30 protein-coding genes are annotated in these 24,315 nt (G+C 56.6%); 20 read left to right on the top strand and 10 right to left on the bottom strand.

What is annotated here, in order from left to right; genetic code table 11:
- The first annotated feature begins 37 nt into the window (after positions 1 to 37).
- The 3 genes from ACR0L3_RS12285 to ACR0L3_RS12295 are packed head-to-tail and all read left to right on the top strand — an operon-like array spanning position 38 to position 2,911.
- The gene (locus ACR0L3_RS12285) at positions 38 to 910 is read left to right on the top strand and encodes a carbohydrate ABC transporter permease (protein WP_170488259.1); all 873 of its coding nucleotides are present in this window, start codon (positions 38 to 40) and stop codon (positions 908 to 910) included.
- Positions 903 to 1,808 carry a carbohydrate ABC transporter permease gene (locus tag ACR0L3_RS12290; RefSeq protein WP_480746014.1) on the top strand — a complete coding sequence of 302 codons (906 nt, stop codon included), beginning with the start codon at positions 903 to 905 and terminating at the stop codon, positions 1,806 to 1,808. Before ACR0L3_RS12285 ends, ACR0L3_RS12290 begins: the two co-directional genes overlap by 8 nt.
- 5 nt (positions 1,809 to 1,813) lie before the next feature.
- The gene (locus ACR0L3_RS12295) at positions 1,814 to 2,911 is read left to right on the top strand and encodes an ABC transporter ATP-binding protein (protein ID WP_480746015.1); all 1,098 of its coding nucleotides are present in this window, start codon (positions 1,814 to 1,816) and stop codon (positions 2,909 to 2,911) included.
- Positions 2,912 to 2,977: 66 nt separating this feature from the next.
- On the opposite strand, the gene ACR0L3_RS12300 is transcribed toward ACR0L3_RS12295, so the two are convergent.
- Both ACR0L3_RS12300 and ACR0L3_RS12305 read right to left on the bottom strand, forming a co-directional pair.
- Complete coding sequence (locus tag ACR0L3_RS12300; protein WP_480746017.1) at positions 2,978 to 3,586, bottom strand: MlaC/ttg2D family ABC transporter substrate-binding protein; 609 nt, start codon at positions 3,584 to 3,586, stop codon at positions 2,978 to 2,980.
- A complete protein-coding gene (locus ACR0L3_RS12305; protein ID WP_480746018.1) occupies positions 3,576 to 4,391 on the bottom strand; it encodes an MlaA family lipoprotein in 816 nt (271 codons plus the stop codon). Before ACR0L3_RS12305 ends, ACR0L3_RS12300 begins: the two co-directional genes overlap by 11 nt.
- 291 nt (positions 4,392 to 4,682) lie before the next feature.
- Here ACR0L3_RS12305 and ACR0L3_RS12310 point away from each other — a divergent pair, with 291 nt between their 5' ends.
- Genes ACR0L3_RS12310 through ACR0L3_RS12325 form a run of 4 tightly spaced genes read left to right on the top strand, consistent with a single transcriptional unit; the run spans position 4,683 to position 7,425 of the window.
- Entirely contained in the window at positions 4,683 to 5,138 is a 456-nt protein-coding gene (locus ACR0L3_RS12310; RefSeq protein ID WP_480746019.1) for a RidA family protein, read from the top strand.
- The gene (locus ACR0L3_RS12315) at positions 5,135 to 5,902 is read left to right on the top strand and encodes a glycerophosphodiester phosphodiesterase family protein (protein WP_480746020.1); all 768 of its coding nucleotides are present in this window, start codon (positions 5,135 to 5,137) and stop codon (positions 5,900 to 5,902) included. The genes ACR0L3_RS12310 and ACR0L3_RS12315 overlap by 4 nt, the downstream gene beginning before the upstream one ends.
- Positions 5,903 to 5,947: 45 nt before the next feature.
- Entirely contained in the window at positions 5,948 to 7,135 is a 1,188-nt protein-coding gene (locus tag ACR0L3_RS12320; protein WP_480746021.1) for a GNAT family N-acetyltransferase, read from the top strand.
- Positions 7,132 to 7,425 (top strand): 4a-hydroxytetrahydrobiopterin dehydratase, encoded by a 294-nt coding sequence (locus tag ACR0L3_RS12325; protein ID WP_480746022.1) that lies wholly within the window; start codon positions 7,132 to 7,134, stop codon positions 7,423 to 7,425. Before ACR0L3_RS12320 ends, ACR0L3_RS12325 begins: the two co-directional genes overlap by 4 nt.
- On the opposite strand, the gene ACR0L3_RS12330 is transcribed toward ACR0L3_RS12325, so the two are convergent.
- The 4 genes from ACR0L3_RS12330 to ACR0L3_RS12345 form a co-directional block, all read right to left on the bottom strand.
- Entirely contained in the window at positions 7,422 to 7,727 is a 306-nt protein-coding gene (locus ACR0L3_RS12330) for a hypothetical protein (RefSeq protein ID WP_480746024.1), read from the bottom strand. The two genes, ACR0L3_RS12325 and ACR0L3_RS12330, sit on opposite strands and share 4 nt — an antisense overlap.
- 15 nt (positions 7,728 to 7,742) lie before the next feature.
- Entirely contained in the window at positions 7,743 to 8,090 is a 348-nt protein-coding gene (locus ACR0L3_RS12335; protein WP_480746025.1) for an EF-hand domain-containing protein, read from the bottom strand.
- A gap of 11 nt (positions 8,091 to 8,101) precedes the next feature.
- A complete protein-coding gene (locus ACR0L3_RS12340) occupies positions 8,102 to 8,347 on the bottom strand; it encodes a glycine zipper 2TM domain-containing protein (RefSeq protein WP_480746026.1) in 246 nt (81 codons plus the stop codon).
- Between the two features lie 102 nt (positions 8,348 to 8,449).
- Positions 8,450 to 8,935, bottom strand: a complete 486-nt coding sequence (locus ACR0L3_RS12345) for a redoxin family protein (RefSeq protein WP_480746027.1) — start codon at positions 8,933 to 8,935, stop codon at positions 8,450 to 8,452.
- A 99-nt stretch (positions 8,936 to 9,034) separates the two neighbouring features.
- On the opposite strand from ACR0L3_RS12345, the gene ACR0L3_RS12350 reads away from it, so the two are divergent.
- From ACR0L3_RS12350 to ACR0L3_RS12365, 4 genes are read left to right on the top strand one after another with little or no spacing between them, the layout of a single operon-like run.
- Positions 9,035 to 10,246 carry an NAD(P)/FAD-dependent oxidoreductase gene (locus ACR0L3_RS12350; RefSeq protein ID WP_480746028.1) on the top strand — a complete coding sequence of 404 codons (1,212 nt, stop codon included), beginning with the start codon at positions 9,035 to 9,037 and terminating at the stop codon, positions 10,244 to 10,246.
- Positions 10,243 to 10,803, top strand: coding sequence for a 16S rRNA (guanine(966)-N(2))-methyltransferase RsmD (gene rsmD / locus ACR0L3_RS12355; protein WP_480746029.1), 561 nt, complete (start codon positions 10,243 to 10,245; stop codon positions 10,801 to 10,803). The genes ACR0L3_RS12350 and rsmD overlap by 4 nt, the downstream gene beginning before the upstream one ends.
- Positions 10,796 to 11,431 carry an HAD family hydrolase gene (locus ACR0L3_RS12360; protein ID WP_480746030.1) on the top strand — a complete coding sequence of 212 codons (636 nt, stop codon included), beginning with the start codon at positions 10,796 to 10,798 and terminating at the stop codon, positions 11,429 to 11,431. The genes rsmD and ACR0L3_RS12360 overlap by 8 nt, the downstream gene beginning before the upstream one ends.
- Before the next feature lie 24 nt (positions 11,432 to 11,455).
- On the top strand, positions 11,456 to 11,635 hold the full coding sequence (locus ACR0L3_RS12365; protein ID WP_480746031.1) for a hypothetical protein: 180 nt from the start codon (positions 11,456 to 11,458) through the stop codon (positions 11,633 to 11,635).
- Here ACR0L3_RS12365 and map read toward each other — a convergent pair.
- On the bottom strand, positions 11,623 to 12,435 hold the full coding sequence (map, locus tag ACR0L3_RS12370; RefSeq protein ID WP_480746032.1) for a type I methionyl aminopeptidase: 813 nt from the start codon (positions 12,433 to 12,435) through the stop codon (positions 11,623 to 11,625). The two genes, ACR0L3_RS12365 and map, sit on opposite strands and share 13 nt — an antisense overlap.
- 179 nt (positions 12,436 to 12,614) lie before the next feature.
- Between map and ACR0L3_RS12375 the strand changes: the two genes are divergently transcribed.
- Together ACR0L3_RS12375 and ACR0L3_RS12380 are read left to right on the top strand one after the other, a co-directional pair.
- Positions 12,615 to 14,291 (top strand): sulfotransferase, encoded by a 1,677-nt coding sequence (locus ACR0L3_RS12375; RefSeq protein ID WP_480746033.1) that lies wholly within the window; start codon positions 12,615 to 12,617, stop codon positions 14,289 to 14,291.
- Between the two features lie 356 nt (positions 14,292 to 14,647).
- The gene (locus ACR0L3_RS12380; RefSeq protein ID WP_480746034.1) at positions 14,648 to 15,139 is read left to right on the top strand and encodes a hypothetical protein; all 492 of its coding nucleotides are present in this window, start codon (positions 14,648 to 14,650) and stop codon (positions 15,137 to 15,139) included.
- 106 nt (positions 15,140 to 15,245) lie between these two features.
- On the opposite strand, the gene sfsA is transcribed toward ACR0L3_RS12380, so the two are convergent.
- Positions 15,246 to 15,941 (bottom strand): DNA/RNA nuclease SfsA, encoded by a 696-nt coding sequence (sfsA, locus tag ACR0L3_RS12385; RefSeq protein ID WP_480746035.1) that lies wholly within the window; start codon positions 15,939 to 15,941, stop codon positions 15,246 to 15,248.
- 52 nt (positions 15,942 to 15,993) lie between these two features.
- On the opposite strand from sfsA, the gene ACR0L3_RS12390 reads away from it, so the two are divergent.
- From ACR0L3_RS12390 to ACR0L3_RS12410, 5 genes are read left to right on the top strand one after another with little or no spacing between them, the layout of a single operon-like run.
- Complete coding sequence (locus ACR0L3_RS12390; RefSeq protein ID WP_480746036.1) at positions 15,994 to 16,716, top strand: competence/damage-inducible protein A; 723 nt, start codon at positions 15,994 to 15,996, stop codon at positions 16,714 to 16,716.
- Positions 16,713 to 17,423, top strand: coding sequence for a GNAT family N-acetyltransferase (locus ACR0L3_RS12395; RefSeq protein ID WP_480746037.1), 711 nt, complete (start codon positions 16,713 to 16,715; stop codon positions 17,421 to 17,423). The genes ACR0L3_RS12390 and ACR0L3_RS12395 overlap by 4 nt, the downstream gene beginning before the upstream one ends.
- Before the next feature lie 14 nt (positions 17,424 to 17,437).
- Entirely contained in the window at positions 17,438 to 18,010 is a 573-nt protein-coding gene (locus ACR0L3_RS12400) for a peroxidase-related enzyme (RefSeq protein WP_480746039.1), read from the top strand.
- Positions 18,007 to 18,909 (top strand): OmpA family protein, encoded by a 903-nt coding sequence (locus tag ACR0L3_RS12405; protein ID WP_480746040.1) that lies wholly within the window; start codon positions 18,007 to 18,009, stop codon positions 18,907 to 18,909. The genes ACR0L3_RS12400 and ACR0L3_RS12405 overlap by 4 nt, the downstream gene beginning before the upstream one ends.
- A 48-nt stretch (positions 18,910 to 18,957) precedes the next feature.
- Complete coding sequence (locus ACR0L3_RS12410; protein WP_480746041.1) at positions 18,958 to 19,677, top strand: SDR family NAD(P)-dependent oxidoreductase; 720 nt, start codon at positions 18,958 to 18,960, stop codon at positions 19,675 to 19,677.
- A gap of 330 nt (positions 19,678 to 20,007) precedes the next feature.
- On the opposite strand, the gene ACR0L3_RS12415 is transcribed toward ACR0L3_RS12410, so the two are convergent.
- Complete coding sequence (locus tag ACR0L3_RS12415) at positions 20,008 to 20,922, bottom strand: LysR family transcriptional regulator (protein ID WP_480746042.1); 915 nt, start codon at positions 20,920 to 20,922, stop codon at positions 20,008 to 20,010.
- Positions 20,923 to 21,150: 228 nt separating this feature from the next.
- Between ACR0L3_RS12415 and ACR0L3_RS12420 the strand changes: the two genes are divergently transcribed.
- Positions 21,151 to 21,591, top strand: a complete 441-nt coding sequence (locus ACR0L3_RS12420; RefSeq protein WP_480746043.1) for a DUF4399 domain-containing protein — start codon at positions 21,151 to 21,153, stop codon at positions 21,589 to 21,591.
- A 76-nt stretch (positions 21,592 to 21,667) separates the two neighbouring features.
- Positions 21,668 to 22,276: a LysE family translocator gene (locus tag ACR0L3_RS12425; protein WP_480746044.1), complete on the top strand. Its 609-nt coding sequence runs from the start codon at positions 21,668 to 21,670 to the stop codon at positions 22,274 to 22,276.
- On the opposite strand, the gene ACR0L3_RS12430 is transcribed toward ACR0L3_RS12425, so the two are convergent.
- Positions 22,277 to 24,304 carry an FAD-dependent oxidoreductase gene (locus ACR0L3_RS12430; protein ID WP_480746045.1) on the bottom strand — a complete coding sequence of 676 codons (2,028 nt, stop codon included), beginning with the start codon at positions 24,302 to 24,304 and terminating at the stop codon, positions 22,277 to 22,279.
- Between the last annotated feature and the right edge of the window lie 11 nt (positions 24,305 to 24,315).

The raw sequence follows: 24,315 nt of genomic DNA on the forward strand, positions 1-24,315 counted from the left end.
CAATTACGGGGCAGAGCACCTTTCCCCGGAGGCTAAAATGTCCGAATGGCTGGAAAACCACCTGCCCAAGGTGGTGCTGGCACCGTCGTTCATCGCCGTATTGATCTTTGTCTACGGATTTATCGGATGGACTGCATGGGTGTCGCTGACCCGATCGAAACTATTGCCGAAATACGAGATCAAGGGCTTCATCCAGTATGAACGCCTGTTCGACTCCCCTCGCTGGGATACGGCAATCAACAACCTGTATATCTTTGGCGCGCTGTTCATCGTAATCGCGATGGTGCTGGGCCTGCTGCTGGCGATCCTGCTGGATCAGAAGATCCGCGTCGAAGGCGCGATCCGCACGATCTACCTCTACCCGATGGCGCTGTCGATGATCGTGACCGGTACTGCGTGGAAGTGGATTTTGAACCCCGGTCTGGGTATCGAGTCCATGGTGCAGGGCTGGGGCTTCCCGAATTTCAAGTTCGACTGGTTGGTGAACCCCGATTACGCTATCTACACCATTGTAATGGCCGCGATCTGGCAAAGCTCGGGCTTCGTCATGGCGCTGTTCCTGGCTGGGCTGCGTTCGGTGGATGGAGAGATTATCAAGGCCGCGCAGGTCGATGGTATCCCCACATGGCGCATCTACACGGCGATCATCATTCCGTCGATGGCTCCGATTTTCCTGTCTGCCTTCATCGTGCTGGCCCACCTTGCAATCAAGAGCTTTGACCTGGTCATCGCCCTGACAGGGGGTGGACCTGGTTACGCGACCGATCTGCCGGCCACATACATGTACGCCATGGCGTTTTCGCGCGGCGATATCGGTCAGGCGGCCTCGTCCGCGATGATCATGATGCTGGTCGTCTTTGCCATCGTGGTTCCTTACCTTTACTCAGAGCTGAGGGCGAAAAATGACTGATCTGTCCATGCCCCAAACCCAATCTCAAACCCGCACCCAAAGTGCCGCTGGCAAGACTGCCCTGCGCTGGTTGCTGTACGTCTTACTAGGTTTGTTCGCGCTGTATTACCTAATGCCGCTTTTCGTGATGTTGACCACTTCGCTGAAAAGCCTTGAGGAAATCCGCACCGGCAGCCTGATTTCCCTGCCGCGCGAAGTTAGCTTCGATGCCTGGAAAACGGCATGGTCCGGCGCCTGTACCGGCATCCAGTGTGAAGGTCTGCGTCCCTACTTCTGGAACTCGGTCCTGATCGCAGTGCCTGCGGTGGCCATTTCGACCCTTCTGGGTGCGCTGAATGGCTATGTGGTGGCGCAGTGGCGGTTCAAAGGGGCCAACATCATCTTCTCGCTGATGCTGTTTGGATGCTTTATCCCGTTTCAGGTGGTTCTGCTGCCAATGGCGCGCCTGCTGGGCATTATGGGTATTGCTGGGACCATTCCGGGCCTGATCTTTGTCCATGTGATCTACGGGCTGGGCTTCACCACGCTGTTCTTCCGCAACTACTATGTCACCATCCCGTCCGAGCTGACCAAGGCCGCGCGTGTCGATGGTGCCGGGTTCCTGCGGATTTTCTGGTCGATCTTCCTGCCGCTGTCGCTGCCCATCATCGTGGTGACCGTGATCTGGCAGTTCACGCAGATCTGGAATGACTTCCTGTTCGGCGTGTCGTTCAGTCAGGCGGGAACGCAGCCCGTGACCGTAGCGCTCAACAACATCGTAAACTCCACCACCGGCGTCAAAGAATACAACGTCGACATGGCTGCCGCGATCATCGCGGGGCTGCCGACGCTGCTCGTCTATGTCGTTGCCGGTAAGTATTTCATCCGCGGTCTGACCGCCGGCTCAGTGAAGGGATAAGACCCATGGCTCCCATCCTTGATATCAACAAACTCTACAAGAATTACGGCGCGACCGAGATTCTGAAGGACATCAACATCTCAATCGAACCGGGCGATTTCCTGGTGCTGGTCGGCCCTTCGGGTTGCGGTAAATCCACCTTGCTGAACTGTATTGCGGGGCTGGAGGAGATCACCGGTGGGACGCTCTCCATCGGCGGCAACGACATGACACATGTCAGCCCCAAGGACCGCGACATTGCGATGGTGTTCCAGTCATATGCTCTGTACCCGACCATGACCGTGGCCAAGAACATCACTTTCGGCATGAAAGTGCGCGGGGTCGATCAGGCGACACAGGACGCCAAACTGAAAGAGGTTGCCTCGCTGCTGCAGATCGAGCCGCTTCTGAACCGCCGCCCCAGCCAGCTTTCGGGTGGGCAGCGCCAGCGGGTGGCCATGGGTCGGGCACTGGTGCGTGATCCCAAGCTGTTCCTGTTTGACGAGCCGCTGTCGAACCTGGACGCCAAACTGCGGGTCGAGATGCGGACCGAGATCAAGAAGCTGCACCAGACATTGGACGCGTCCATCGTTTACGTGACCCACGACCAGATCGAGGCGATGACGCTGGCCACCAAGATTGTGGTTCTGAAAGGCGGTATCGTGCAGCAGATCGGTACGCCGGCCGAGATCTATAACAACCCGGCCAACCTGTTCGTAGCGGACTTCATGGGTTCACCTGCGATGAACCTGATCCCGGCGCAAGCCAGTAAAAACGGGTCGGGCACGCAGATCGCCATCTCGCGTGAGGCAGGTGACACGCTGGTACTGAATGATGCCCGCGACCTGTCGCTGCCCAAGGACGTTATTCTGGGCTTGCGCCCCGAGGATATCGCGGAAGCCGGGTTCCGTGCTGGCGACGGCGTGCAAGAGGCGCCCTGCATGGTCGATATGGTCGAGCCTGCTGGGGCGGATACCTATGTGGTATCGGAGCTTGGCGGAAAGCAAGTCACAGCGCGCTTGCACGCGGAAACCAGTGCGCAGGCGGGCGAAATGCTGAACCTCGCCTTTGACATGAGCAAAGTGTCTTACTTCGCTAAGGAAACCGGTGAACGCTTAAACTGAAGCCATTAGAACAAAAAAAGCCGCGCGATCAACATTGCGCGGCTTTATTGTAGTTCCTGAACGGGATCAGCCGACCTTGTTCTGGTTCATATCCTTGATCAAACGATTAAGGTCGCCACCGCGGGCATCCAGCATGGCGCCGACCTCGGTGCGCTCGGTCAGCAACATGTTTACCCCTTCGATGAACATGTTGAAAAATTTGTCGCGCCCTGACTTGTCCGACACCAAGAATGTCACTTCAAACGGAGACGAGCCCTGCAGTTTGACCGAGGTGCGCACTTCGTAGCCCGCCTTGATCTTTCGGGCGTTGCGAACGGTGACCTGACCACCAATGAATTCGCGGAAGCGGCGGCCATATTTGTTGGAAATATAGCCCTGAAACGCTTTGGTGAATTGTTTGATTTGCGAGGGGCTGGCTGAACGACCATCGGCACCCAACACATAGCGCGCCATGATCGGAACATCGGCATACTGCACAAAGATTTTCTCGAAGTCGCGAATCATGGCTTTTTCGGATTTACCAGAGGCGATCACGCGGTTGATGTCGTCGACTACGCTGACCACCAACGCCTTGGCGCTGGCTTCAGTTTGGGCAAATGCGGGCAGGGCGGTCAGCATTGCACCGGCCAGGCCAGTGGCGATAAAACCGCGTCTGTTCAAATGTTTATTCGGCATAGGGGTCCTCGTAGGGGTCTAGGTAGGGGTCCCTGACAGGGTCGGTCCCGGTTTCGGCATAGGGGTCGTCATACAGACCCAGATAGGCATCTTCATCATCCCGTGCCAGTTCGAAGCGGCGATTTTGGATGTAAATTGTCTGTGCCTGCGCATAGCTGTCGGCGCTTTCATACAAGATCGAATCGACAGTGTCCGAGAACCGACCCCTGTCGCCCATTCGGCGCACGACCTCGGCGTAAACACCGATATTGTCGACCGGGCGGACCGGGGTGAAATTGATTGGGTTCGAGAACAGATTGACGATCACGCCGATAGAATCGCGTTGCGTTGAGGGGCCATAGAACGGGAGTTCGACATAAGCGCCCTCTCCAACGCCCCAGACATGCAGGGTCTCACCGAAATCTGTATCCACCGGCGGTAGGTTCAGCTCGGCCGCTGGGTCCGACAGGCCCAAACCGCCTACAGTGGTGTTGACAACAAAGCGCAGCAAAGCGTTGCCGGATTGTTTGATATTGCCCTGCAGCAAGTAGTCCAACGCCTGCCCGGGCATCGTCAAGTTTTCGGCGAAATGGTTGAAGCTGGTCACCATAGGATCGGGAACAATCTTCACATAACCTTTTGAGGCCGGACGGAACAGGAACCGGTCGACGCCCAAATTAAATTTGTGAATGCCACGATTGGTGTTTTCGTAGGGATCGAACACTTCATTCGGCGGCAGGCTTTCCGGAGGGCGCGTGGCGCAGGCGCCAAGGACTGCCAGCAGGGGCAGAACAATCAAATACTTTAGGCGGGGTCTGCTCAACACGGTCTTTGCCACTCCAAACCATTCGGATTTGTTTGCCCGAACGCTTAATCAATACTGCTTTTGGCCATTTAGTATGGCCTTATCCGATGTCACATACTCGTTTCACACTCAATATGAAACTGTTTGCGTTTAACCTGCGCGACGGTTGCAGGTAAAGCGGCACAGGTTCAACTCTTCGGAATAAGTAGAGTTACGCCCACCATTTGGGCGCGTCCATCCCCGTTTTCGTACTTTTCGAACCCGCCTGTCCCGGTTAGCTTCGCCGCGACTCAAAGATTTGGAGGAAACCTCATGAGCATCGCAGCGAAACTGGAAAGTTTGGGCGTCAGCCTGCCAGACGCGCCAGCACCAGCGGCAAATTACGTGCCCTTCGTTCGGGTAGGAAACATCGTTTACGTCTCGGGCCAGATTTCCAAGGCGGATGATCTGATCACCGGTAAGCTGGGCGATAACATGGAGGTCGAGGCCGGTGCGGACGCGGCAAAGGTGTGCGCCATCAACCTGCTTGCGCAAGTGAAGGCAGCCTGTGGCGGCGATATCGAAAAGCTGGTGCGGGTCATTAAACTGACTGGATTTGTGAACTCGACCGCGGATTTCACCGCTCAGCCGCAAGTAATCAACGGTGCGTCGGACTTCTTGGTTGAAGCGCTCGGTGAGGCTGGCCGGCACTCTCGTTCGGCCGTCAGTGCGGCCTCATTGCCGTTAGGTGTGGCCGTCGAAATCGAAGGCATTTTCGAGGTCAAATGACACCGCCCTTACCGTCCGTGTTCCTGCAGGTCCCGATCTCGCATCGGGCGCTGCATGACAAGACCGACAACCGCCCGGAAAATAGCCGGGCGGCCATTCGTGCCGCTATTGAGGCTGGATATGGAATCGAAATCGATCTGCAACGGACGTCGGATAACCGGGCGATGGTGTTTCATGATTACGACATGACCCGCCTGACCGGGCAGTCTGGTCCGATCCAGCAAATTTCGGCTGAACAGGCGCAGGCGACCCAGTTGCTGCACGCCGATGACGGTATTCCGACGCTGGACGAAGTGTTGGAAATGGTGGACGGCAAGGTGCCGCTGTTGATCGAGTTCAAGGACCAGGACGGTGCGATGGGTACTGAAGTTGGCTTGTTAGAGGCTGACGCGGTGCGCGCTCTGCAAGGTTACGAAGGGCCGGTGGCGCTTATGTCGTTTAACCCCCATAGTGTGGCCGAACTGGCGCGTATTGCCCCGCATCTGCCACGCGGGCTAGTGACCTGTTCCTACCAGCCAAAGGTAGAACTGTTACCGCAGGCGGTTTGTGATCACTTGCGAGACATTCCCGATTTTGACCGGGTCGGTGCCAGTTTCATCAGTCACGAAGTTGCGGATCTTAGCCGTCCTCGGGTGGCTGAATTAAAGGCGCGAGGAGTGCCAATCCTGTGCTGGACCGTACGATCGCCGGAACAAGAGGCAGAAGCCCGCTCTGTTGCGGATAATGTGACCTTCGAAGGGTATTTGGCCCCGCACCCGGGTTGAACCCTGTCTCCACGGTCACAGATAAAGATCAGACGCGGAGGGCACATGGATCAGGCGCAAATAGAAGTACAGGTTCTGGGTTCGCTCTCGCAGGTTTCTGCCGAGGAGTGGGACGCCTGCGCTTGTCCCGAGACCGCCGATGGTGGAGGCCCGCTTGATCCCTTTACCACCCATCGGTTCCTGCTGGCATTGGAAAACAGTGGCTCTGTCGGGCCAGGCACAGGGTGGCAGCCGCAATACCTGACAACCTATCTGGATGGTATGCTGATCGCAGCTGCCCCCATGTATGCCAAGTCGCACAGCCAAGGTGAATATATCTTCGACCACAACTGGGCCCATGCCTATGAGAATGCAGGCGGTCGGTACTACCCAAAACTTCAAATAGCAGTGCCTTTCACGCCCGCCACGGGGCGGCGCTTTCTGATACGACCGGGGTACGAGGCTTTGGGAATGCCGGCCTTGGTGCAAGGGGCGGTGCAACTGGCGGCGGAAAATCAGGTATCTTCGCTGCACGCCACCTTCTGCACCGAGGATGAAGCGCTGGCAGGCGAACAGATGGGCCTTTTGGTTCGCCAGTCGCAGCAATTTCACTGGCTCAATGACGACTACACTGATTTTGACGGGTTTCTCGCTGCGCTGTCCTCACGTAAACGCAAGAACATTCGCAAAGAACGCGCACAGGCCTGCAGTTTTGGCGGCGAAATCCGTACTCTGTCTGGCGATGACTTGCGTCCCGAGCATTGGGATGCTTTCTGGCGGTTCTACCAAGACACTGGCGCGCGGAAATGGGGATCGCCGTATCTGACACGGCAATTCTTTGATATCGCTCAGGAAACCATGGCTGATGACATGGCATTGGTGCTGGCGGAACGCGATGGTTATCCAATTGCAGGTGCGCTGAACTTTATTGGTCGCGAAACGCTCTTTGGCCGTTATTGGGGCAGCCTTGAATACCACGCCAGTCTGCACTTCGAACTGTGCTATTATAGGGCGATCGACTTTGCCATTGCCCAAGGTCTCAAACGGGTCGAGGCGGGCGCGCAGGGCGAGCACAAGCTGGCGCGGGGTTACCTGCCCACACGCACGCACAGCTTGCACTGGGTGGCTGATCCCGGCTTTTCCGATGCGATCAAGAAATATCTGGACGCCGAGGCCCACGCAGTGGGACAAGAGATTGAGATTCTGACGGAATACGGTCCGTTCAGGAAATCAAACCCGGAGGAACAGCAATGACCGAACTACTGTCGCCCGAGACCCGCGGACCGCTTTTGGACCCGCTGTTCAATAACGGCTGGACCATGGTCGAAGGCCGGGATGCGATTACCAAAACCTTTATCTTCGAGGATTTCGTGCAGGCTTTCGGTTGGATGACCCAGGTGGCGATCTTTGCGGAAAAATGGAACCACCACCCCGAATGGTCAAATGTCTACCGCACGGTCGAGGTCACATTGGCTACCCATGATGTGGGTGGGCTGTCTGCGTTGGATGCCAAATTGGCGCGCAAGATGGACAGCCTCTGCTAACGGTTACCGGAACCGACACCGCCTGCAAGAGACGCAGTAATCCCCATTTGTTCAAACTCCGCAGGAGTGACAGTGCCGTTGCTGACATCAATACCCGCAGGAATGCCGGTCGTGCGGTTGCCGATCTGACGAACACTGCGCGCAGCAGGGTTAATGTCCAGACAGCGATTGTTGTAACAGGTCAGCCCAGATGTGTTGATTTGAATGCGCGTCTGGCCGTCTGGGCCAGTGACTACGGGGGCTTGCGGCGCATCGCAGGCCGCAAGCAGTACAAGTACTCCGAAGCCGATCCATTTGTTCATGTCACGTCCCAGAAACTAGTCGAGCAGACCATTGCCGTCCTGATCCGCAGTGTTGAAATCGTTGTTCATCTGCGCGTCGTATTCCGCCCTTGAAATAAAGTCATCATTGTTCCGGTCAACATCTTGGAACTGCTTTATGTCCAAAAACGGCTTGGCTTCGTCCAACCCAAGCGTTCCGTTCTTGTCATCATCCATTTCCTGAAAGGCATAATCTGAAAAGGCGTTGAACTCATCCCGAGATAGGAACCCATCGTTGTTCGCGTCGATGGCGTTTAGTTCGTTTTCGTGCAGCTCGCCTACGGTTTCGGCCGATGCCGCACCCGCCGTCAGAGCGACCGCCGCTATCAAAATTCCACGTGTCATCCCAATTCTCCTCAGCATGCGAATCTGTTGCCTTGAACGGCGCCGGTGGCTGCGCCAGCTCCTGTCAGGATGGCTTTGCCGGATCCGCCGCCGAACTGGTTGCCGATGGCACCGCCGATAAGTGCCCCGCCCAATGTCCCGCTGAGGCAGGCAATTTCATGCTGGCGTGCTGCTTGTTGTTGTGGCGTAGGTGCAGGGCCGCAAGCAGCAAGCGCGCCTGCCGTTCCCAACGCCAAGGTAAGAACCTTTAGTTTCATAAATGAACTCCCTGATTATATACCACAACTATTGGCGGATGAGGGCGTTGCATCAAGTAAATTAGTGCTTTTGGCCCCGAGGTACCCCGGGGCCATACGCGATCAGATCGCTTCTAACAGGCTCTCACCCGCGGAAACTTCGCAGGCACCGGGGCTTTCTTCCAGGTTCAACGCAGTTACTTTTCCGTCCTCGACCAACATCGCATAGCGCTTGGACCGCGCGTACAACCCGGCGGGAGGGGCATCAAACTCCATTCCGATCGCTTTGGTGAATTCGGCCGAGGAATCACCCAGCATGGTCAGACCCGCCTCGGTGGCACCCGTGGCCTCACCCCAAGCTTGCATCACGAATGGGTCGTTTACCGATACGCAGATGATTTCATCTACACCCTTGTCGGCGAACTGATCCTTGGTGCGGATAAAGCTGGGCACATGGGCCGAGCTGCAGGTCGGTGTATAAGCACCGGGCACGGCAAAAATCACGACTTTTCGCCCATTGGTTTTGTCTGAAATCCGCACCTCCTCGGGGCCTTCTGCACCCAATTTAGTTAGTGTGGCGTCGGGCAGTGTGTCACCTGTTGAAATCATTTTTAAGCTCCTGTCGTTTGGATTTGCAGAGTCGGGCTCAGCCGCAATATAGGTGGTCGCGTGGATGAGACCACGGGAATTCGACAGGGTGGGAGGAACATGAGCCATATTGTCGTGATTGGTGCGGGTCAGGCGGGATCTTCGCTTGTCGCCAGACTTCGTAAAGACGGGTTTGAAGGGGATATCACCTTGATCGGGGCCGAGCCGCATTTGCCCTATCAGCGCCCACCGCTATCCAAGGCCTATCTGCTGGGCGAAATGGAGTTGGAGCGTCTGTTCCTGCGGCCCGAAAGTTTTTATTCTGATAACAACGTCACCCTGCGTCTGGGAGAGCGCGTTACCGCGATTGATCCGCAAGCCAAGACCGTGACCGTGGGCGATGAGGTGATTTCCTATGACGAGTTGGCCCTGACCACCGGTTCCGACCCACGTTACCTGCCCGCCGCAATTGGTGGTGATCTGGAAGGCGTACATGTGGTTCGTGATTTGGCCCATATCGACGAGATGGAGCCCAAAGTGAAAGACGGTGCCCGCGCCTTGATCGTTGGCGGCGGCTATATCGGGCTTGAGGCCGCAGCGGTGTGCGCCAAGCGCGGGGTTCAAGTGACCTTGGTCGAGATGGCCGACCGTATCCTGCAACGAGTGGCCGCACCTGAGACCAGCGATTACTTCCGCGCTCTGCACAGCGCATACGGCGCTGATATCCGTGAAGGTGTTGGGTTGGACCGACTGGTCGGCGAAAACGGTAAGGTAGTTGGTGCGGTTTTGACTGACGGCACCGAGATCGAGGTTGATTTCGTTGTCGTCGGTGTAGGTATCGTCCCTTCGACCCACCTGGCAGAGATGGCAGGGCTTGAACTGGACAACGGCATCAAGGCCGACGCGCATGGTCGCACTTCCGATCCGTCAATCTGGGCGGCGGGGGATTGCGCGTCCTTCCCACATGGCGATGCGCGCATTCGTCTGGAAAGCGTTCCGAATGCGATTGATCAGGCTGAGATCGTGGCCCAGAACATGCTTGGTGCCGCCAAGGATTATGTGGCGACGCCATGGTTCTGGTCGGATCAGTATGACGTCAAGTTGCAGATCGCGGGCCTTAACACTGGCTATGATCGCGTCGTGACCCGTAAGGGAGAAGGCCAGACCGTCTCTTTCTGGTACTACAACGGAGATCAGTTGATTGCGGTGGACGCAATGAACGATCCACGTGCCTATATGGTCGGCAAACGCCTGATTGACGCGGGCAAGACTGCTGATCCGGCCGTAGTGGCCGACCCGGGTGCGGACTTGAAGCCGTTGCTCAAGGCGTGAGGATCATTGCCGGAGAATTCCGGGGCCGAGCCTTGGCCTCGGTCGGAAAAGGTGATGTGGGCGCACATTTGCGCCCCACCACCGACCGGGTGCGCGAAAGCCTGTTCAACGTCCTGACCCACCAGATCGACTTTGACGGGCTGCGCGTGCTGGACCTGTTTGCAGGCACTGGCGCGCTGGGGCTCGAGGCGTTGTCGCGTGGGGCGGCGCATGTGACCTTTGTGGACGACGGTCGTGTGGCGCAGGGTCTGATCCGAAAGAATATTGACCTGACCCGCTGTGCTGATCGCACCGATCTGATCCGCCGGGATGCCGCTCGGTTGGGAGAGAATCCGGTCGCACCGTATGATTTGATCTTTCTGGACCCGCCTTACGGCAAGTCCATGGGCCAGAAAGCCATTGCTACCCTGTCGCAAGGCTGGATCGCCGATGGCGCCTTGATCGTGTGGGAGGAAAACGCCCCGATGCATCCGCCCGACGGTTTTACCTTGCAGGACAGCCGCAAATATGGCGACACGCATATCACGCTGATGTGGAGAACAGCCCCGAATGCATGATCTGGTGATATTTGATTGCGACGGTGTTCTGGTCGACAGCGAACCGCTGTCCAATCAGGTGCTGGTCGAGAATCTGGGTCGTTATGGGCTGGACTTGACGCTGGAGGATAGCGTGGAGTTTTTCGTAGGCGGCACCATGACCGGCGTTCGGGAAAAAGCCCGGGAACTGGGTGCGGACCTGCCGGACGACTGGATCGATCAGGTTTATGCCGAAACCTACGACCGACTTCGGCAGGGTGTGGAGCTGATGCCGGGAGTTTCAGGCTTGCTGACCACGCTGGACTCCTGCGGCGTCCCTTTCTGCGTTGCCTCAAATGGCAGTCCGGACAAGATGAAGATCACGTTGGGCCAGAACGGGCTATGGGATCGTTTTCAGGACGTGATGTTTTCGGCGCATGTGCTGGGCACAGCCAAGCCTGACCCGACGATGTTCATGACTGCAGCGGAAAAGTTCGGCGCCTCACAGCCCGTCGTCATCGAAGACAGTGCCAACGGAGTTACCGCTGCGATCCGGGCCAATATGCGCTGTTTGGCTTATGTGCCCCATGGGGGTGGCGAAAAACTGGTCGATCTCGGCGCCGAATTGTTCACCGACATGGCCGAAGTTCCTACGCTTTTGGGTGTTTGATCTGGTTGTGCTATTATCCGGGTTATGGACCGCGCCCTGACCCCTCCGCTCTGGACTGTTTCACAGGATACCGACGCTGCCACCGGGCCTGAGCGTAAACCGATGCGCGCGCCAGTGTTCATCCATGACGCGGTCACGCCATGGGGGTGCGAAACCCTGCTGTTGAAACTGCTGCGGGATCAGGCCGCGGATCAGGACGAATAGGTCGGGTGGAACTTGTTACCTGGTGAAAGGGTGAAGATCTCAACCCCATCTGCGGTCACACCTACCGAATGTTCAAACTGTGCTGACAGCGACTTGTCGCGGGTCACGGCGGTCCAGTCATCAGACAGCGTTTTGGTCTCGGGGCGGCCCAGATTGACCATCGGCTCGATGGTGAAGAACATGCCCTCTTCCAAAACGGCACCGGTGCCTGGGCGGCCATAGTGCAGCACGTTCGGCGGCGCGTGGAAGACACGGCCCAACCCGTGGCCGCAGAAATCGCGCACAACACTCATCCGGTGCGCCTCGACATAGGTCTGAATCGCATGACCAATATCACCAAAGGTATTGCCCGGTTTGACCATCTCGATGCCTTTGAAAAGGGCGTCGTGGGTCACTTGGATCAGGCGTTCTGCTTTGCGTGGCAGTTTACCCGCCACATACATGCGCGAAGTGTCGCCGAACCAGCCGTCCACGATAACCGTGACGTCGATATTCAGGACATCGCCTTCCTTCAGTCGCTTGTCTCCGGGAATACCATGGCAGACCACGTGATTGACGCTGATACAACTGGCGTGCTGATACCCTTTGTAGCCGATGGTCGCTGAAGTCGCGCCAGCGTCTTCGACCATCTGAGTGATCAGACCATCAATCGCCCCAGTTGTTTGGCCGGGAAAGACATGCTCGGCTATGTCATCAAGAATCCGCGCAGCCAAGGCCCCTGCCGCTTGCATACCGACAAAGTCTCCCTGTTCATAAATGCGGATGCCGTCCTTGGTCAGGCGGCCACGATGTTCTTTCATCGGTGCGAGGCTCCAAAAGTTTCGCGCAGCACTCCTTTTACGCTGCTTGTGCAGAAAGTACCAGAGGGCGCGCGACCGCAATGTCAAGTTTGCGCCTGATCGTATGTAGACCATCAGGTAATTTTGAACTAGCAAATGACAAGTCCACGCCGGTGCGGAAAACAATGAAGGGCATGCAAATGCAAAGAAAAGCTGACCAGTTGAGGGCAGAGGTTGCCAGCATCAGTGAGCTTCTCAAGGCTGGCCGCCCCGAACGAGCCTTCAAACGGGCGGTTAAGGCCGCCAAGAAATGGCCAAACGCTGCGGCTTTGCCCAGACTTGCCGGCTTATGCGCGATTCAGCAGCAGAATTTCCAGCAAGCCCAAACGCACTTCGAACGCGCGTGGCAGTTAGATCCCGGCAACGCCGAGTTAATTCAAAACTACGCACTGAGTTTGGTCCAAGGCGGTAACCCCGCGGCGGCTTCGAAGTTTTTGGAAAAGGTCAGTGCACGTGGCCCGCTCAACCCTGCCCAGCAATTCATAAGCGCGCTGGCATTGTTGCAGCAGCAGGAACCCCAGAAAGCCCTTACCATCATTGATCAGGTGCTGAAACGTGAACCCGCCAATCTTCAAGCGCAGATTTTGAAAGCCGATTGTTTGGATGCGATGCATCAATGGGGCAGCGCTGTCGATGTTCTTACGGGCATGGTCAAAAAAGCCCCCAAGTTCAGTCCCGGTTTGACACGCCTAGCTAGATCACAAATTGGGCTCGGCCAACTGAATGACGCGTTGAAAAATGCGCGCGCGGCATTGGCGGCAACGCCGGGTCACCCCGAAGCGCTTGAGATTATTGCCGGGCTGCCAAACCTGACTTTCGATGATATCGCAACGCTGAAACCTCAGGTGTCAGGTGCGCTTGAGCGCGGCATAGCAAATCCACAAGATGCGGTGAAGCTGCGGTTTGCAGCAGCAAACCTAGCCCGCCGAGAAAAAAACACGCAGTTGGAAATGCAGCATCTGGCCGAAGCGCACAGGGTGCAGTGCAATGGGTTCGAGCCTTGGGAGGCACAAAGCGAACGAGATTGCGCCAAGCGGCTAGCCGCACCACTGCCTGCAATTGAGTCCAAGCGGACAGACGCTGCCCGACCGATTTTCGTAGTCGGCTTGCCGCGTTCGGGCACCACATTGGTTGAACGTATACTGGCCCGGCATTCCAGCGTTCAGGGGTTGGGTGAGCTTGCCTCTGTGCATCAATGGGCCAGACAGGTTGAAGCGCAATCGCCAGAGTGGCGTGTGGATCATAAGTTGGCGGATTTCTATTTTGATAAACTACCAACCGTATCTGAGGACGCTGTGGCCTTCGTTGATAAGGCCCCCGGCAACTACGCTTATTTGGGGGATATCGCGCAATCGTTTCCCGATGCGGTGATCTTGAACGTGATGCGTGACCCGCGCGACGTCGCCCTGTCCATGTGGCGCGCAAATTTCGGCGCGGGTGGACTTTACTATACCCACGACTTGAACTGGATGGCGGCCGAGGCCAACCGGTATCAACGCTATATGCGGCACTGGCGCGAAGTTCTGCCAGGGCGTATCCACGACATCCGTTACGAGACGTTGGTCGGCAATCTGGAAGACACTGCGAAGGAACTAGCCCAAATCTGTGGACTAGCTTTCGAAGAGGATATGCTGTCGCCCGACAAATCCTCGGATGCGATTAGAACGGCGAGTAATCTGCAGGCCCGTAAGCCGGTCAACGCCTCTTCGGTCGGCGGGTGGCGGGCGGTCGCGGATCATATAGATCCGTTCATGAAGGGATTGGACGCAGAGCTGTGGCCAGACATTCAGGATCAGGCGTTCGACGCACCGAAATGACCCGCGGAAAAGCTCACCCCAACAAGAGTCCTGGGCCATTGTTGCATTAGTTCGCAACTCAAGGGTTTTTCACCTCATTGCTCCGAGTGTGCTTTGCGGGAATAGCTGGCAATCAAAAACGCTCAATATGAATAAGCCCTAGGGTGCTCTATTCACTCGTATTGGCTATGTTTCGCTTAGTTGCCTTGTTCAACGTATGAAATCTCGGAAGAAAAAGTCGCTGTGCGTTACGAAGAAGAAACAATCCTACCTTCTACTCAATTGGATGTTCAAAGACAGAAAAACTGAACGAGCGGTTTAAAATCATCTGCTAAGAAAACTCAATACAGACTTTTGGACGAACCGCTGGAGGACACATGAGACATCTTATCACCGTACTTATAATCGCCGGTTCTCCTGTTCTGGCTGATGATCCGTCGTTGACCGGGACCTATAGTGGCGTCGTTGCCTGCGAACGAACGGAAAACGGATTGCCAGGCGTATTCCAACTTAATCTGGACATTCGCGTTCTTCAAAACGGCGATCGCCTCGATATCGCGACCTGGACGGCAGAGGATGAAGAGTTACAACGGCGGACGGCATCTCTCTACTCTGGAAAAGCCGCGGTCGCCAACGGGCAGGTATCTGGTTACGTCACCGCTTGCCGACCAGATTTCGACTACATTGAAACAATCCGGATCGTTCCCTCTGTCGAGACCCCCACGGGCTTCAGTTTCGCTGCCGACACCGTATTCGTTACCGAAGCTCTACCCGGACGCGAAGGACACTTGATCGTCGAGAGTTGTCGCTGGGTTATGACTCGTAACAGCGCCGAGGTTCCGGAAATGGAGACATGTAACGAAAACTGATATTAACGCGCTGAAATTTCAGATCCCATTCAATAAGCGGTTCAAACATCGCAGGAAATGGGAGGATTTTTGTGAAGTATGATCTGTGGCAGTTAGTCTGACTTGCCTATTTGAAAGCTAAATCCACCCAAACGCCGTCGGGTGAAATTCGTGTCCCATACACCAATCGTTCGACTCCTTTCGCCTGCGCGGTTTCGAATGCCGAAGCATAGGTCGGGTCAATATCGGCTGCCAGCGTAAACCGGTCACAATCGGTGCGCTGAACCAGATACAGCATGATCGCACGATGGCCCTGCGCTGTCATCGCGGCCAACTCACCCAGATGCTTGGTGCCGCGCGCAGTCACGCTGTCGGGAAACTCGGCCAGACCGGGTTCACGAGAAAGGGTGACGCTTTTGACCTCAACATACGCATCGGGAAGGCCCGGTTGGGTAAGAAGAAAGTCGATGCGGCTGTTTTCGCCGTATTTTACTTCGGGGCGAACGGTTTTGTAGGCGGCCAATTCAGGTATCTCGCCCGCCTCTAACGCCGCGCGCAGGGCTTTGTTGGGCACCGACGTATCGACCCCCGTGAAATGCCCGTTTTCATGATCGACAAGCCGCCAGCCGTATTTCAGCTTTTTCTTAGGGTCGTCATTCGGCTCAAGCCAAATTTTTTCACCCGGTTCCGCCAGCCCCATCATCGAGCCCGGGTTGGCGCAATGGGCAGTCACCTCGCGCCCATCCTCCAGCGTGCAATCAGCCAGAAAGCGTTTGTAGCGCCGTATCAGGCGGGCGGGGACAAGGGGGGTTTCAAATTTCATGCCCCCCGGCCTATACCTGCCCCAGAGGTCGATCAAGAGGGGGGCACGCGCCATGGCCAATCCAACCGCAGCAATGCTTGTGATCGGGGATGAGATCCTCTCGGGCCGGACCCGCGATGCGAACATGCACTATCTTGCCGGTGAGCTGACCAAACATGGCATCGACCTGAAAGAGGTGCGGATCGTCAGCGACGATGCACGCGCCATTGAAACGGCGGTCAAGGCGTTGTCACAGGCCTATGACACCGTCTTCACCAGCGGTGGCATTGGTCCGACCCATGATGACATTACAGCGGATAGTATCGCCCGCGCCTTTGACACACCCATCGACATACGCGAGGACGCCCGCGCACTGTTGCAAGCCCGCTATGACAAATCCGGTCAAGAGCTGAATGAGGCGCGCCTTCGGATGGCGCGTATCCCGGACGGGGCGGCGCTGATCGACAACCCGGTCTCAACCGCGCCTGGGTTTACGATCCAGAATGTGCATGTGATGGCCGGGGTGCCTTCGGTGTTTCAGGCGATGGTCGCAAGCGTTCTGCCAGGCCTGACCGGCGGCAGCCCTCTGCTATCGCAGACTCTGCGCGTGAATCGGGGGGAGGGTGATATCGCCGGACCTTTGACCGCGCTGGCAGGTGATTTTCCAGACCTCTCCATCGGCAGCTATCCGTTTCAGATTAACGGGGCATTTGGTTCGAACGTGGTTGTACGCGGCACAGACGGCGCGCGCATTGACGCAGCCGTGACTCGGTTGGCGAAAGAGCTGGATCTGTGAGCATCAACTGGCCAGACGTTGTGGACGGCACTTGGCCTGCCGCGCAGTATGAACGGCTGGGGCCGTTCCAGCTGCGGCAAGGGCAGGGGGGTGGTTCACGCGTGTCTGCCGCCAACGCACTGGGTCCCGCAACCGAGGCTGATATTGATGCCGCCGAAGCGGCGATGCAAGACTTCGGACAAAAACGCATCTTCTGCCTGCGTCCCGGGGACGAGACGCTGGATGCGCAATTGGCCGCGCGCGGTTATGAGATACTAGACCCTGTTAATATCTACGCATGCCCTGTGGAACGCCTGACAGACCAGCCGATCCCGAGTGTTACTGTATTCAGAACAAATGAGCCATTGGCCATCATGCGCGAGATTTGGGCCCAAGGCGGGATCGGGCCCGAACGGGTTGCAGTAATGGAACGTGTGGAGGGATCAAAATTTAGCCTGCTGCTACGTCACAATGATCAGCCTGCTGGCGCGGGTTTTGTGGCACAGCAGGGTAGCGTGGCTATGGTTCACGCGCTTGAGATTTTACCTAACCACCGCCGCCAAGGCTTGGGAAACTGGGCGATGCGTGCCGCCGCCTTCTGGGCGCGGGATAACGACGCCCAGACGCTCAGTGTGATTTGCACCAAGGTGAATGACGGGGCCAACGGCCTTTATCGCGCCCTTGGGATGGAGATTGTCAGCGAATACCACTACCGTCAGCTTGTCTAAGGAGAGAGCCTGACGTGACAGACCAGACCATGCCCACCGCTCTGAACCTGCCAATGGTGGAACCACTTCCGCCCGAGACGCAGAAATACTTTGATATTTGCGTGGAAAAACTGGGTTTTGTACCGAACGTTCTGCGCGCCTATGCGTTTGATGTCGATAAGTTAAATGCGTTCACGGCGACGTATAATGACCTGATGCTGGGCGACAGCGGCCTAAGCAAGCTTGAACGGGAGATGATTGCTGTCGTCGTGTCGGCGATCAACAAATGTTTTTATTGCCTGGTGGCCCACGGTGCGGCTGTGCGTCAACTGTCTGGTGATCCTCAGTTGGGCGAAATGCTGGTGATGAACTACCGTGTGGCTGCTTTGGATCGGCGTCAGCGCGCGATGCTGGATTTCGCGGCCAAGATGACGACAGCCAGTTCCGAAATCGAAGAATCCGATCGCCAATGTCTGCGCGATGTGGGCTTTACCGACCGCGACATCTGGGACATCGCCAATGTCACCGGCTTTTTCAACATGTCGAACCGGGTGGCCAGCGCTACGGCAATGGCTCCGAACGACGACTATCACGCGCAGGCCCGATGATCCGAATTGCCTCTCTGATACTATTGTTATTGGCGGGACCGTTGGCTGCGCAGGATTTGGTCCTGCCCACAGGTACGCGCCAGATCAGCAGCCGCGTTAGTCCGCTGGACAGTTATGATTTGCCCACCGGCCCCTTTACCGACGGCAATCTACCAGTGCGTCAAGTCGAAGGGCAGGTCGAGCGCACGACGTGGCGGGTGCAGTCTGGGTCAAGTACCACTTTGCAACTGTTGGCCCCTCTGCGTGAACAGATCGTCGCGCAAGGCTATGACGTTTTATTCGAATGTGAGGCCCACACTTGCGGTGGCTTCGACTTTCGCTTTGCGACAGAGGTGGTGCCAACCCCTGACATGTATGTAGCCATTCAGGACTACCGTTTTTTGTCGGCTGTGCGCGGTGAGGAGGTGCTGAGCTTACTGGTTAGTCGCAATCCACCCAGTGGCTATTTGCAGATGATCCGCGTTACTCCGGTTGACGCCGAGGCTCCGCCGCCACTGGTGATCGAAGAGACGGTCGAGCCTGCAGGAGGTCTTTTGGCGGCGTTGACCCAGAACGGGCATGTCATTCTCGAGGACCTGCACTTTCAAACTGGAGAGATCACGCTGGGCGAGGGGCCGTTCGCATCACTGGCCCAGATCGCAGCCTATATGGCCGATAACCCGGATACACGGCTGGCGCTTGTGGGGCATACAGATGACACTGGCGCGCTGGATGCCAATATCTCGGTTAGCACCGGCCGGGCGCAGGCGGTGCGTGTTCGCCTGATCGAAGCGCATGGGGTGGCTGCAGACCGGCTTGAGGCGCGCGGCATCGGTTATCTTGCCCCGCTGACCTCAAATTCTACACCCGAGGGGCGTGAATTGAACCGTAGGGTTGAGGCGGTTTTACTGGTCAACTGAGCGTACCGACATAGGTCAGGAAAAGGATCGCGACCAAAGGAGCCTAACATGGCCGAACATATGCATTCCCCACAGGCATTGATCGTCGGCGCAGGGGCGGGCTTGTCGGCCTCATTCGCGCGGGCACTGGCGCAGGACGGCTACGCGGTGCATCTGGCTGCACGCGATGTTTCGGACTTGGGGGCTTTGGCCGCGGAAACGAGCGCAACTCTGCATCAATTGGATGGGACGGATGCCAAGGGCGTGGCAGCACTGGTCGCGGGTCTGCCGGGTGAACTGCGCGTTGCCTGTTACAACCCCTCGGCTCGTCAACGCGGTTCAATCACTGAATTGGACCCTGAAACCGTCCGCAAAGCAGTTGAGGTCACTGCGCATGGCGCTTTCCTGTTGGGTCAAGCTGCTGCTCGTCGCATGTTGGATCAACCCATGCGCAACAATCGGCGCGGGACGATCCTGTTCACCGGTGCCTCGGCCGGGGTCAAGGGCTTTCCGCTTTCGGCGCCGTTTGCAATGGGTAAGTTTGCCCAACGCGGCTTGGCCCAATCCATGGCGCGGGAACTACACCCCAAAGGCGTCCACGTCGCATGGATAAATATAGATGGGGGTATCCGCAACGTCGCGCGTCCAGAGCGCATTGATGCCGCAGACAACCCCGACAGCATGTTGGACCCCGATGCCATTGCGCGGGAATATATGCATTTGGTGAACCAAGACCGCTCAGCTTGGAGCGACGAACTTACATTGCGGCCTTGGGTCGAAAAGTTCTGAATTGATAAAAAAAGCCCACGCTTTCGCGTGGTCATTCGAGGTTCACCGGGGGAGATATTGCCAGTTGGTTTTAGCTTTTCATTGGAAAGCGTCAGCTTGTTGACAAAACAAAGACGATCTGTGGTCAATTCATAAATTTGTTCTCAGCGGTAGCGTCGTCCTGAGTGCATCCGATGAAGCATGTATGCCCCTATCGGCGATTTTTTGTGTCAGAGCTTTGTGATGAGTCATCTGAAGGCGAATTCCGAAGTATTCCGGCTTCAGCCAAGTACCTTAATTGAACACTTCAGACCAAAGCTCGTAGAGCCATGATCAGAAGCATTTCGAGATTTACGAACCCGTCCAGTCCATCAGACCTTTGTCCGAAAAGGATTCTACAAGGAAATCGATAAAGGCGCGTACTTTGGGCTGGGTAAAGCGGCCTGGCGGATAAACAGCGTAAATACCTTGCATTTCGTCCGGCAGTGAAGGCATCGCGTCAAGTACCGCGCCGGATTTCAGCGCGTCGGCGTACAGGTAGCTAGGCAGATACGCGATTCCTAGGCCCGAGATGGCCGCATTCAGCAAGGATTGCCCATCATTGACGCTCAGCCAACCGGCCGTGCGCACCTGACGTTTTTCACCCGATGGTGCGGTCAGTCGCCAAACGTTACCAGATGACTGGCTGGAATAATGCAGCAATTTGTGTTCGTTCAGATCGTCAATTTTCTGCGGGCGTCCAAATTTCTCGACATAGCTGGGTGCGGCCACCATCCGTTTGACAGTCTCGGTCAGCTTGCGCGCGCGCAGTGTGCTGTCTTCCAGCTCGCCAATTCGCACGGCGACGTCGAATCCTTCCGAGATCAGTTCCACATAGCGGTTGTTCAACACCATGTTCACCGTGATGTCCGGGTAAGCAGCCAGAAAATCAGATAAGACCGGAGACAGGTGATTTACGCCGAAATCAGTTGCAACACTTATTCTTAGCAGACCAGATGGCGCAGATTGCATCGAAGTCACCAGCGCGTCCGCCTCGCCCGCGTCGTTCAGAACACGGCGCGCGCGGTCATAGTAAGCCAGTCCGATTTCAGTCGGTGAAACGCGCCGGGTCGTGCGATTCAGCAGCCGCGCACCTAACCTCGCCTCAAGGCTGGAAACGTGCTTAGAAACGGCCGATTTGGAGATGCCCATCTTTTTCGCCGCATCGGTGAAGCCACCCTGGTCCACCACATTGGCGAAGGCTTCCATTTCGGTCAGTCGGTCCATTCTCGTACCCCAGGTGTTTTTTTGATTGTCTCACTATTGAGGTCAATCTGGGCGGAAACTGGGCGGACATGGGATAATATCGGGGATTTTGTTGGGATCGTTTGCACCTAGGAAACGCGGAAACAGTGGTTTCCGACAGCGCCACAACCCAATTCATAAAGGGATTTTGGGGGTTTGACGCATATCTGCTAGGATGAGGATGGCAAATTTGTGACCACGGAGGAGATTATGAAAGCCTTTTTCACCCTTGCAGCACTTTTCATGACGGCCACCCTTGCATTGGCTGCAGGAGAGACGCCTTCCAACCCCGATGCAAAGGTTTATTTTGTGAATCTGTCCGACGGTGACACAGTCCAGTCGCCCGTTACCGTGGTCTTTGGATTAAGCGGAATGGGCGTGGCTCCTGCCGGGACCGAGGCGGAAAACACCGGGCACCATCACTTGTTGATCGACCGCCCACCATTGGGTGAGGGCGAAGACGGAGCGGATGAGCTTGCCTATGGCTTACCTGCCGACGACAACCACCTGCATTTTGGCGGCGGTCAGACAGAAGTTACGCTGGATCTGCCTTCGGGTGAACACAGTTTGCAGCTCGTGCTGGGCGATGCGGGTCACGTGCCGCACAACCCGCCGATTGTGTCAGAGGTGATTACGATTACGGTGGAATAAACGCCAAGACAGTGGGTGATTACGGTTTACATTGATTTGAATGTCGGAAACCCTGCCTCCTAGCATAGGGGGCAGTATGTCGATTGAGTTTTTTCTGACTTCGTTAATTGTCGTGTTGTTGCCCGGAACCGGTGTGATTTACACGTTGGCCGTCGGTCTCGGTCGTGGGTTTCGCGCAAGTCTCGCGGCAGCCGCGGGGTGCACTTTGGGAATCGTTCCAGCGGCCCTCGCCAGTATCATCGGCCTAGCGGCCTTGTTACACACCAGTGCGATCGCCTTTCAGGTCATCAAGTACCTAGGCGTGTTGTACCTGTTCTACATGGCCTGGGGCATCGTCAAAGATGGAGGTGCCTTGGAGGTCAACGCTGACAAATCCTCGACCGGTTACTTAAAGATCGCGATAACCGGAACATTGATCAATGTTCTTAACCCAAAACTGTCTTTGTTCTTTCTGGCGTTCCTGCCGCAGTTTTTGCCAGCCGCAAGCCAAAATGCAGGTTTCGCACTGGCAAAACTGGCCCTTGCCTTCATGGTTATGACGTTTGTGGTTTTTGTCGGGTACGGGGCGTGCGCAGCGCTGGCGCGTGATTATGTTGTTCGCAGGCCATCTGCGATGGCCTGGATCAAAAGGTGTTTTGCTACAGCTTTCGGCGCTCTGGGCGTCAAGCTCGCGTTGTCGGAGTGATCAGATTGCAGCCGCCAACCGCGTCCCTTGATTGATAGCACGTTTAGCATCCAATTCCGCGGCCACATCTGCGCCGCCGATCACGTGCGGGGTGATGCCCCGCTCGATCAATGCATCCGCAAGGCTACGCTCCGAGACCTGACCGGAACACAGAACAATCGTATCTGCGGCGATCAACGTGGGGTCCGCGCGCTCTTCACCGAAGCTGATATGCAAACCTTCGTCATCTATGCGTTCATAATTCACACCACCGACGAAATTGACGCCTTTCATTTTCAAGGTCGTGCGGTGAATCCAGCCAGTGGTTTTGCCCAGTCCTTTGCCGTGCGCCTGCTTCTTACGCTGCAGAAGGGTCACTTGACGTTTGGGTGCTTCAGGTTGCGGACCTTCGGGCGCCAAGCCCGAGCGGTGCTCGGCGGGGTCCGTAACGCCCCATTCCTTCATCCATGCGGGCAGGTCGGTCGTTGGACTGTGACCTTCTTCGACCAGAAACTCAGATACGTCAAAACCGATACCGCCCGCGCCAATCACGGCGACTGATGCGCCAACCTCTGCTTTGTTTCGCAGGACATCGACATAATTCAGGACGTTTTCACGTTCCTGCCCCGGAATCTGCGGATCACGTGGGGTGACACCGGTGGCGATGACCACTTCGTCAAACCCGGACAGATCGTCTGCGCTGACGTCGCGGTTCAGTTCTACCTTCACGCTCAGATCGGCCATCATGGTGCGGTACCAATCTACCAATCCCCAGAATTCTTCTTTGCCCGGCACTTGCTTTGCCATGTTCAATTGACCGCCGATCTCACTGGCGCGGTCGAACAATGTCACGTCATGGCCGCGCTGGGCAGCGGTCATTGCGGTGGACAAACCGGCCGGACCTGCGCCGACGATGGCGACGGTTTTGGGTGTTTCGGTTTCCGAGATGGTTAGCTCTGTTTCGTGGCAGGCGCGCGGATTCACAAGGCAGGACGTCAGCTTGCCGCTGAACGTGTGGTCCAAACACGCTTGATTGCATGCAATACACGGCGCGATTTTCGCGGCATCCCCGGCAATCGCCTTGTTCACAAAATCCGCATCTGCCAGCATCGGACGAGCCAAAGACACCATATCAGCGCAACCTGTCGACAGAACCTCTTCTGCCACTTCGGGCGTGTTGATCCGGTTCGAAGTGATCACCGGAATCGACACCTTGCCCATCAGTTTCTTGGTCACCCAGGAAAAGGCTGCGCGTGGCACGCTGGTGGCGATGGTCGGTATGCGCGCCTCGTGCCAACCGATACCGGTGTTGATGATCGTGGCGCCAGCTTCTTCTATCCGCTGCGCCAATTCCACCACCTCGTCATGGGTCGACCCATTTGGCACCAGATCAATCATGGACAAGCGGTAGATGATGATGAAATCGGTCCCTACGGTTTCCCGCGTGCGGCGCACCACTTCGATGGGCAGACGCATCCGGTTCTCGTATGACCCGCCCCAGCGATCCTCGCGCTTGTTGGTATGGGTCACAAGGAACTGGTTCAGGAAATACCCCTCGGACCCCATGATCTCGACACCGTCATAACCGGCCTTTTGGGCCAGAACAGCCGCGTTGACGATGTCGCTGATCTGCTTCTCGATGCCCTGTTCGTCAAGTTCATGCGGCGGAAACGGAGAAATCGGAGATTTTACCGGGCTGGGGGCCACGCATTTCGGCCCATAGGCGTACCGCCCAGCATGCAGGATCTGCATGGCGATCTTACCACCTGCTTCATGCACCCGCTGCGTCACGATGGAATGGTTCGCCACCTCTTTGTCGTTGGTCATCATCGCCGCCCCGGGCAGCACCGAGCCTTCAAGGTTCGGCCCAATCCCTCCGGTAACCATAAGCGCCACACCGCCGCGTGCGCGGTCGGCATAGAATTCCGCCACACGGTTCCAATCGCCGGTTTCTTCCAGACCGGTATGCATCGAACCCATAAGCACGCGGTTCTTCAACGTGGTAAAGCCCAGATCCAGCGGTGCCAGCATATTTGGGTACGCAGTCATGACGAAACTCT

Source organism: Ruegeria sp. CK1 (genome assembly GCF_056536545.1).

Bases quoted from the DNA above. Each gene is read 5' to 3' on its own strand.
- map (WP_480746032.1), bottom strand. From the start codon at position 12,435: ATGAAAGAACATCGTGGCCGCCTGACCAAGGACGGCATCCGCATTTAT.
- ACR0L3_RS12310 (WP_480746019.1), top strand. From the start codon at position 4,683: ATGAGCATCGCAGCGAAACTGGAAAGTTTGGGCGTCAGCCTGCCAGAC.
- ACR0L3_RS12345 (WP_480746027.1), bottom strand. From the start codon at position 8,935: ATGATTTCAACAGGTGACACACTGCCCGACGCCACACTAACTAAATTG.
- ACR0L3_RS12430 (WP_480746045.1), bottom strand. From the start codon at position 24,304: ATGACTGCGTACCCAAATATGCTGGCACCGCTGGATCTGGGCTTTACC.
- ACR0L3_RS12390 (WP_480746036.1), top strand. From the start codon at position 15,994: ATGGCCAATCCAACCGCAGCAATGCTTGTGATCGGGGATGAGATCCTC.
- ACR0L3_RS12410 (WP_480746041.1), top strand. From the start codon at position 18,958: ATGGCCGAACATATGCATTCCCCACAGGCATTGATCGTCGGCGCAGGG.
- ACR0L3_RS12365 (WP_480746031.1), top strand. From the start codon at position 11,456: ATGGACCGCGCCCTGACCCCTCCGCTCTGGACTGTTTCACAGGATACC.
- ACR0L3_RS12335 (WP_480746025.1), bottom strand. From the start codon at position 8,090: ATGACACGTGGAATTTTGATAGCGGCGGTCGCTCTGACGGCGGGTGCG.
- ACR0L3_RS12405 (WP_480746040.1), top strand. From the start codon at position 18,007: ATGATCCGAATTGCCTCTCTGATACTATTGTTATTGGCGGGACCGTTG.
- ACR0L3_RS12285 (WP_170488259.1), top strand. From the start codon at position 38: ATGTCCGAATGGCTGGAAAACCACCTGCCCAAGGTGGTGCTGGCACCG.
- ACR0L3_RS12375 (WP_480746033.1), top strand. From the start codon at position 12,615: ATGCAAAGAAAAGCTGACCAGTTGAGGGCAGAGGTTGCCAGCATCAGT.
- ACR0L3_RS12295 (WP_480746015.1), top strand. From the start codon at position 1,814: ATGGCTCCCATCCTTGATATCAACAAACTCTACAAGAATTACGGCGCG.
- ACR0L3_RS12290 (WP_480746014.1), top strand. From the start codon at position 903: ATGACTGATCTGTCCATGCCCCAAACCCAATCTCAAACCCGCACCCAA.
- ACR0L3_RS12415 (WP_480746042.1), bottom strand. From the start codon at position 20,922: ATGGACCGACTGACCGAAATGGAAGCCTTCGCCAATGTGGTGGACCAG.
- ACR0L3_RS12320 (WP_480746021.1), top strand. From the start codon at position 5,948: ATGGATCAGGCGCAAATAGAAGTACAGGTTCTGGGTTCGCTCTCGCAG.
- ACR0L3_RS12315 (WP_480746020.1), top strand. From the start codon at position 5,135: ATGACACCGCCCTTACCGTCCGTGTTCCTGCAGGTCCCGATCTCGCAT.
- ACR0L3_RS12425 (WP_480746044.1), top strand. From the start codon at position 21,668: ATGTCGATTGAGTTTTTTCTGACTTCGTTAATTGTCGTGTTGTTGCCC.
- ACR0L3_RS12325 (WP_480746022.1), top strand. From the start codon at position 7,132: ATGACCGAACTACTGTCGCCCGAGACCCGCGGACCGCTTTTGGACCCG.
- ACR0L3_RS12420 (WP_480746043.1), top strand. From the start codon at position 21,151: ATGAAAGCCTTTTTCACCCTTGCAGCACTTTTCATGACGGCCACCCTT.
- ACR0L3_RS12360 (WP_480746030.1), top strand. From the start codon at position 10,796: ATGCATGATCTGGTGATATTTGATTGCGACGGTGTTCTGGTCGACAGC.
- ACR0L3_RS12380 (WP_480746034.1), top strand. From the start codon at position 14,648: ATGAGACATCTTATCACCGTACTTATAATCGCCGGTTCTCCTGTTCTG.
- ACR0L3_RS12330 (WP_480746024.1), bottom strand. From the start codon at position 7,727: ATGAACAAATGGATCGGCTTCGGAGTACTTGTACTGCTTGCGGCCTGC.
- ACR0L3_RS12340 (WP_480746026.1), bottom strand. From the start codon at position 8,347: ATGAAACTAAAGGTTCTTACCTTGGCGTTGGGAACGGCAGGCGCGCTT.
- sfsA (WP_480746035.1), bottom strand. From the start codon at position 15,941: ATGAAATTTGAAACCCCCCTTGTCCCCGCCCGCCTGATACGGCGCTAC.
- ACR0L3_RS12350 (WP_480746028.1), top strand. From the start codon at position 9,035: ATGAGCCATATTGTCGTGATTGGTGCGGGTCAGGCGGGATCTTCGCTT.
- ACR0L3_RS12300 (WP_480746017.1), bottom strand. From the start codon at position 3,586: ATGCCGAATAAACATTTGAACAGACGCGGTTTTATCGCCACTGGCCTG.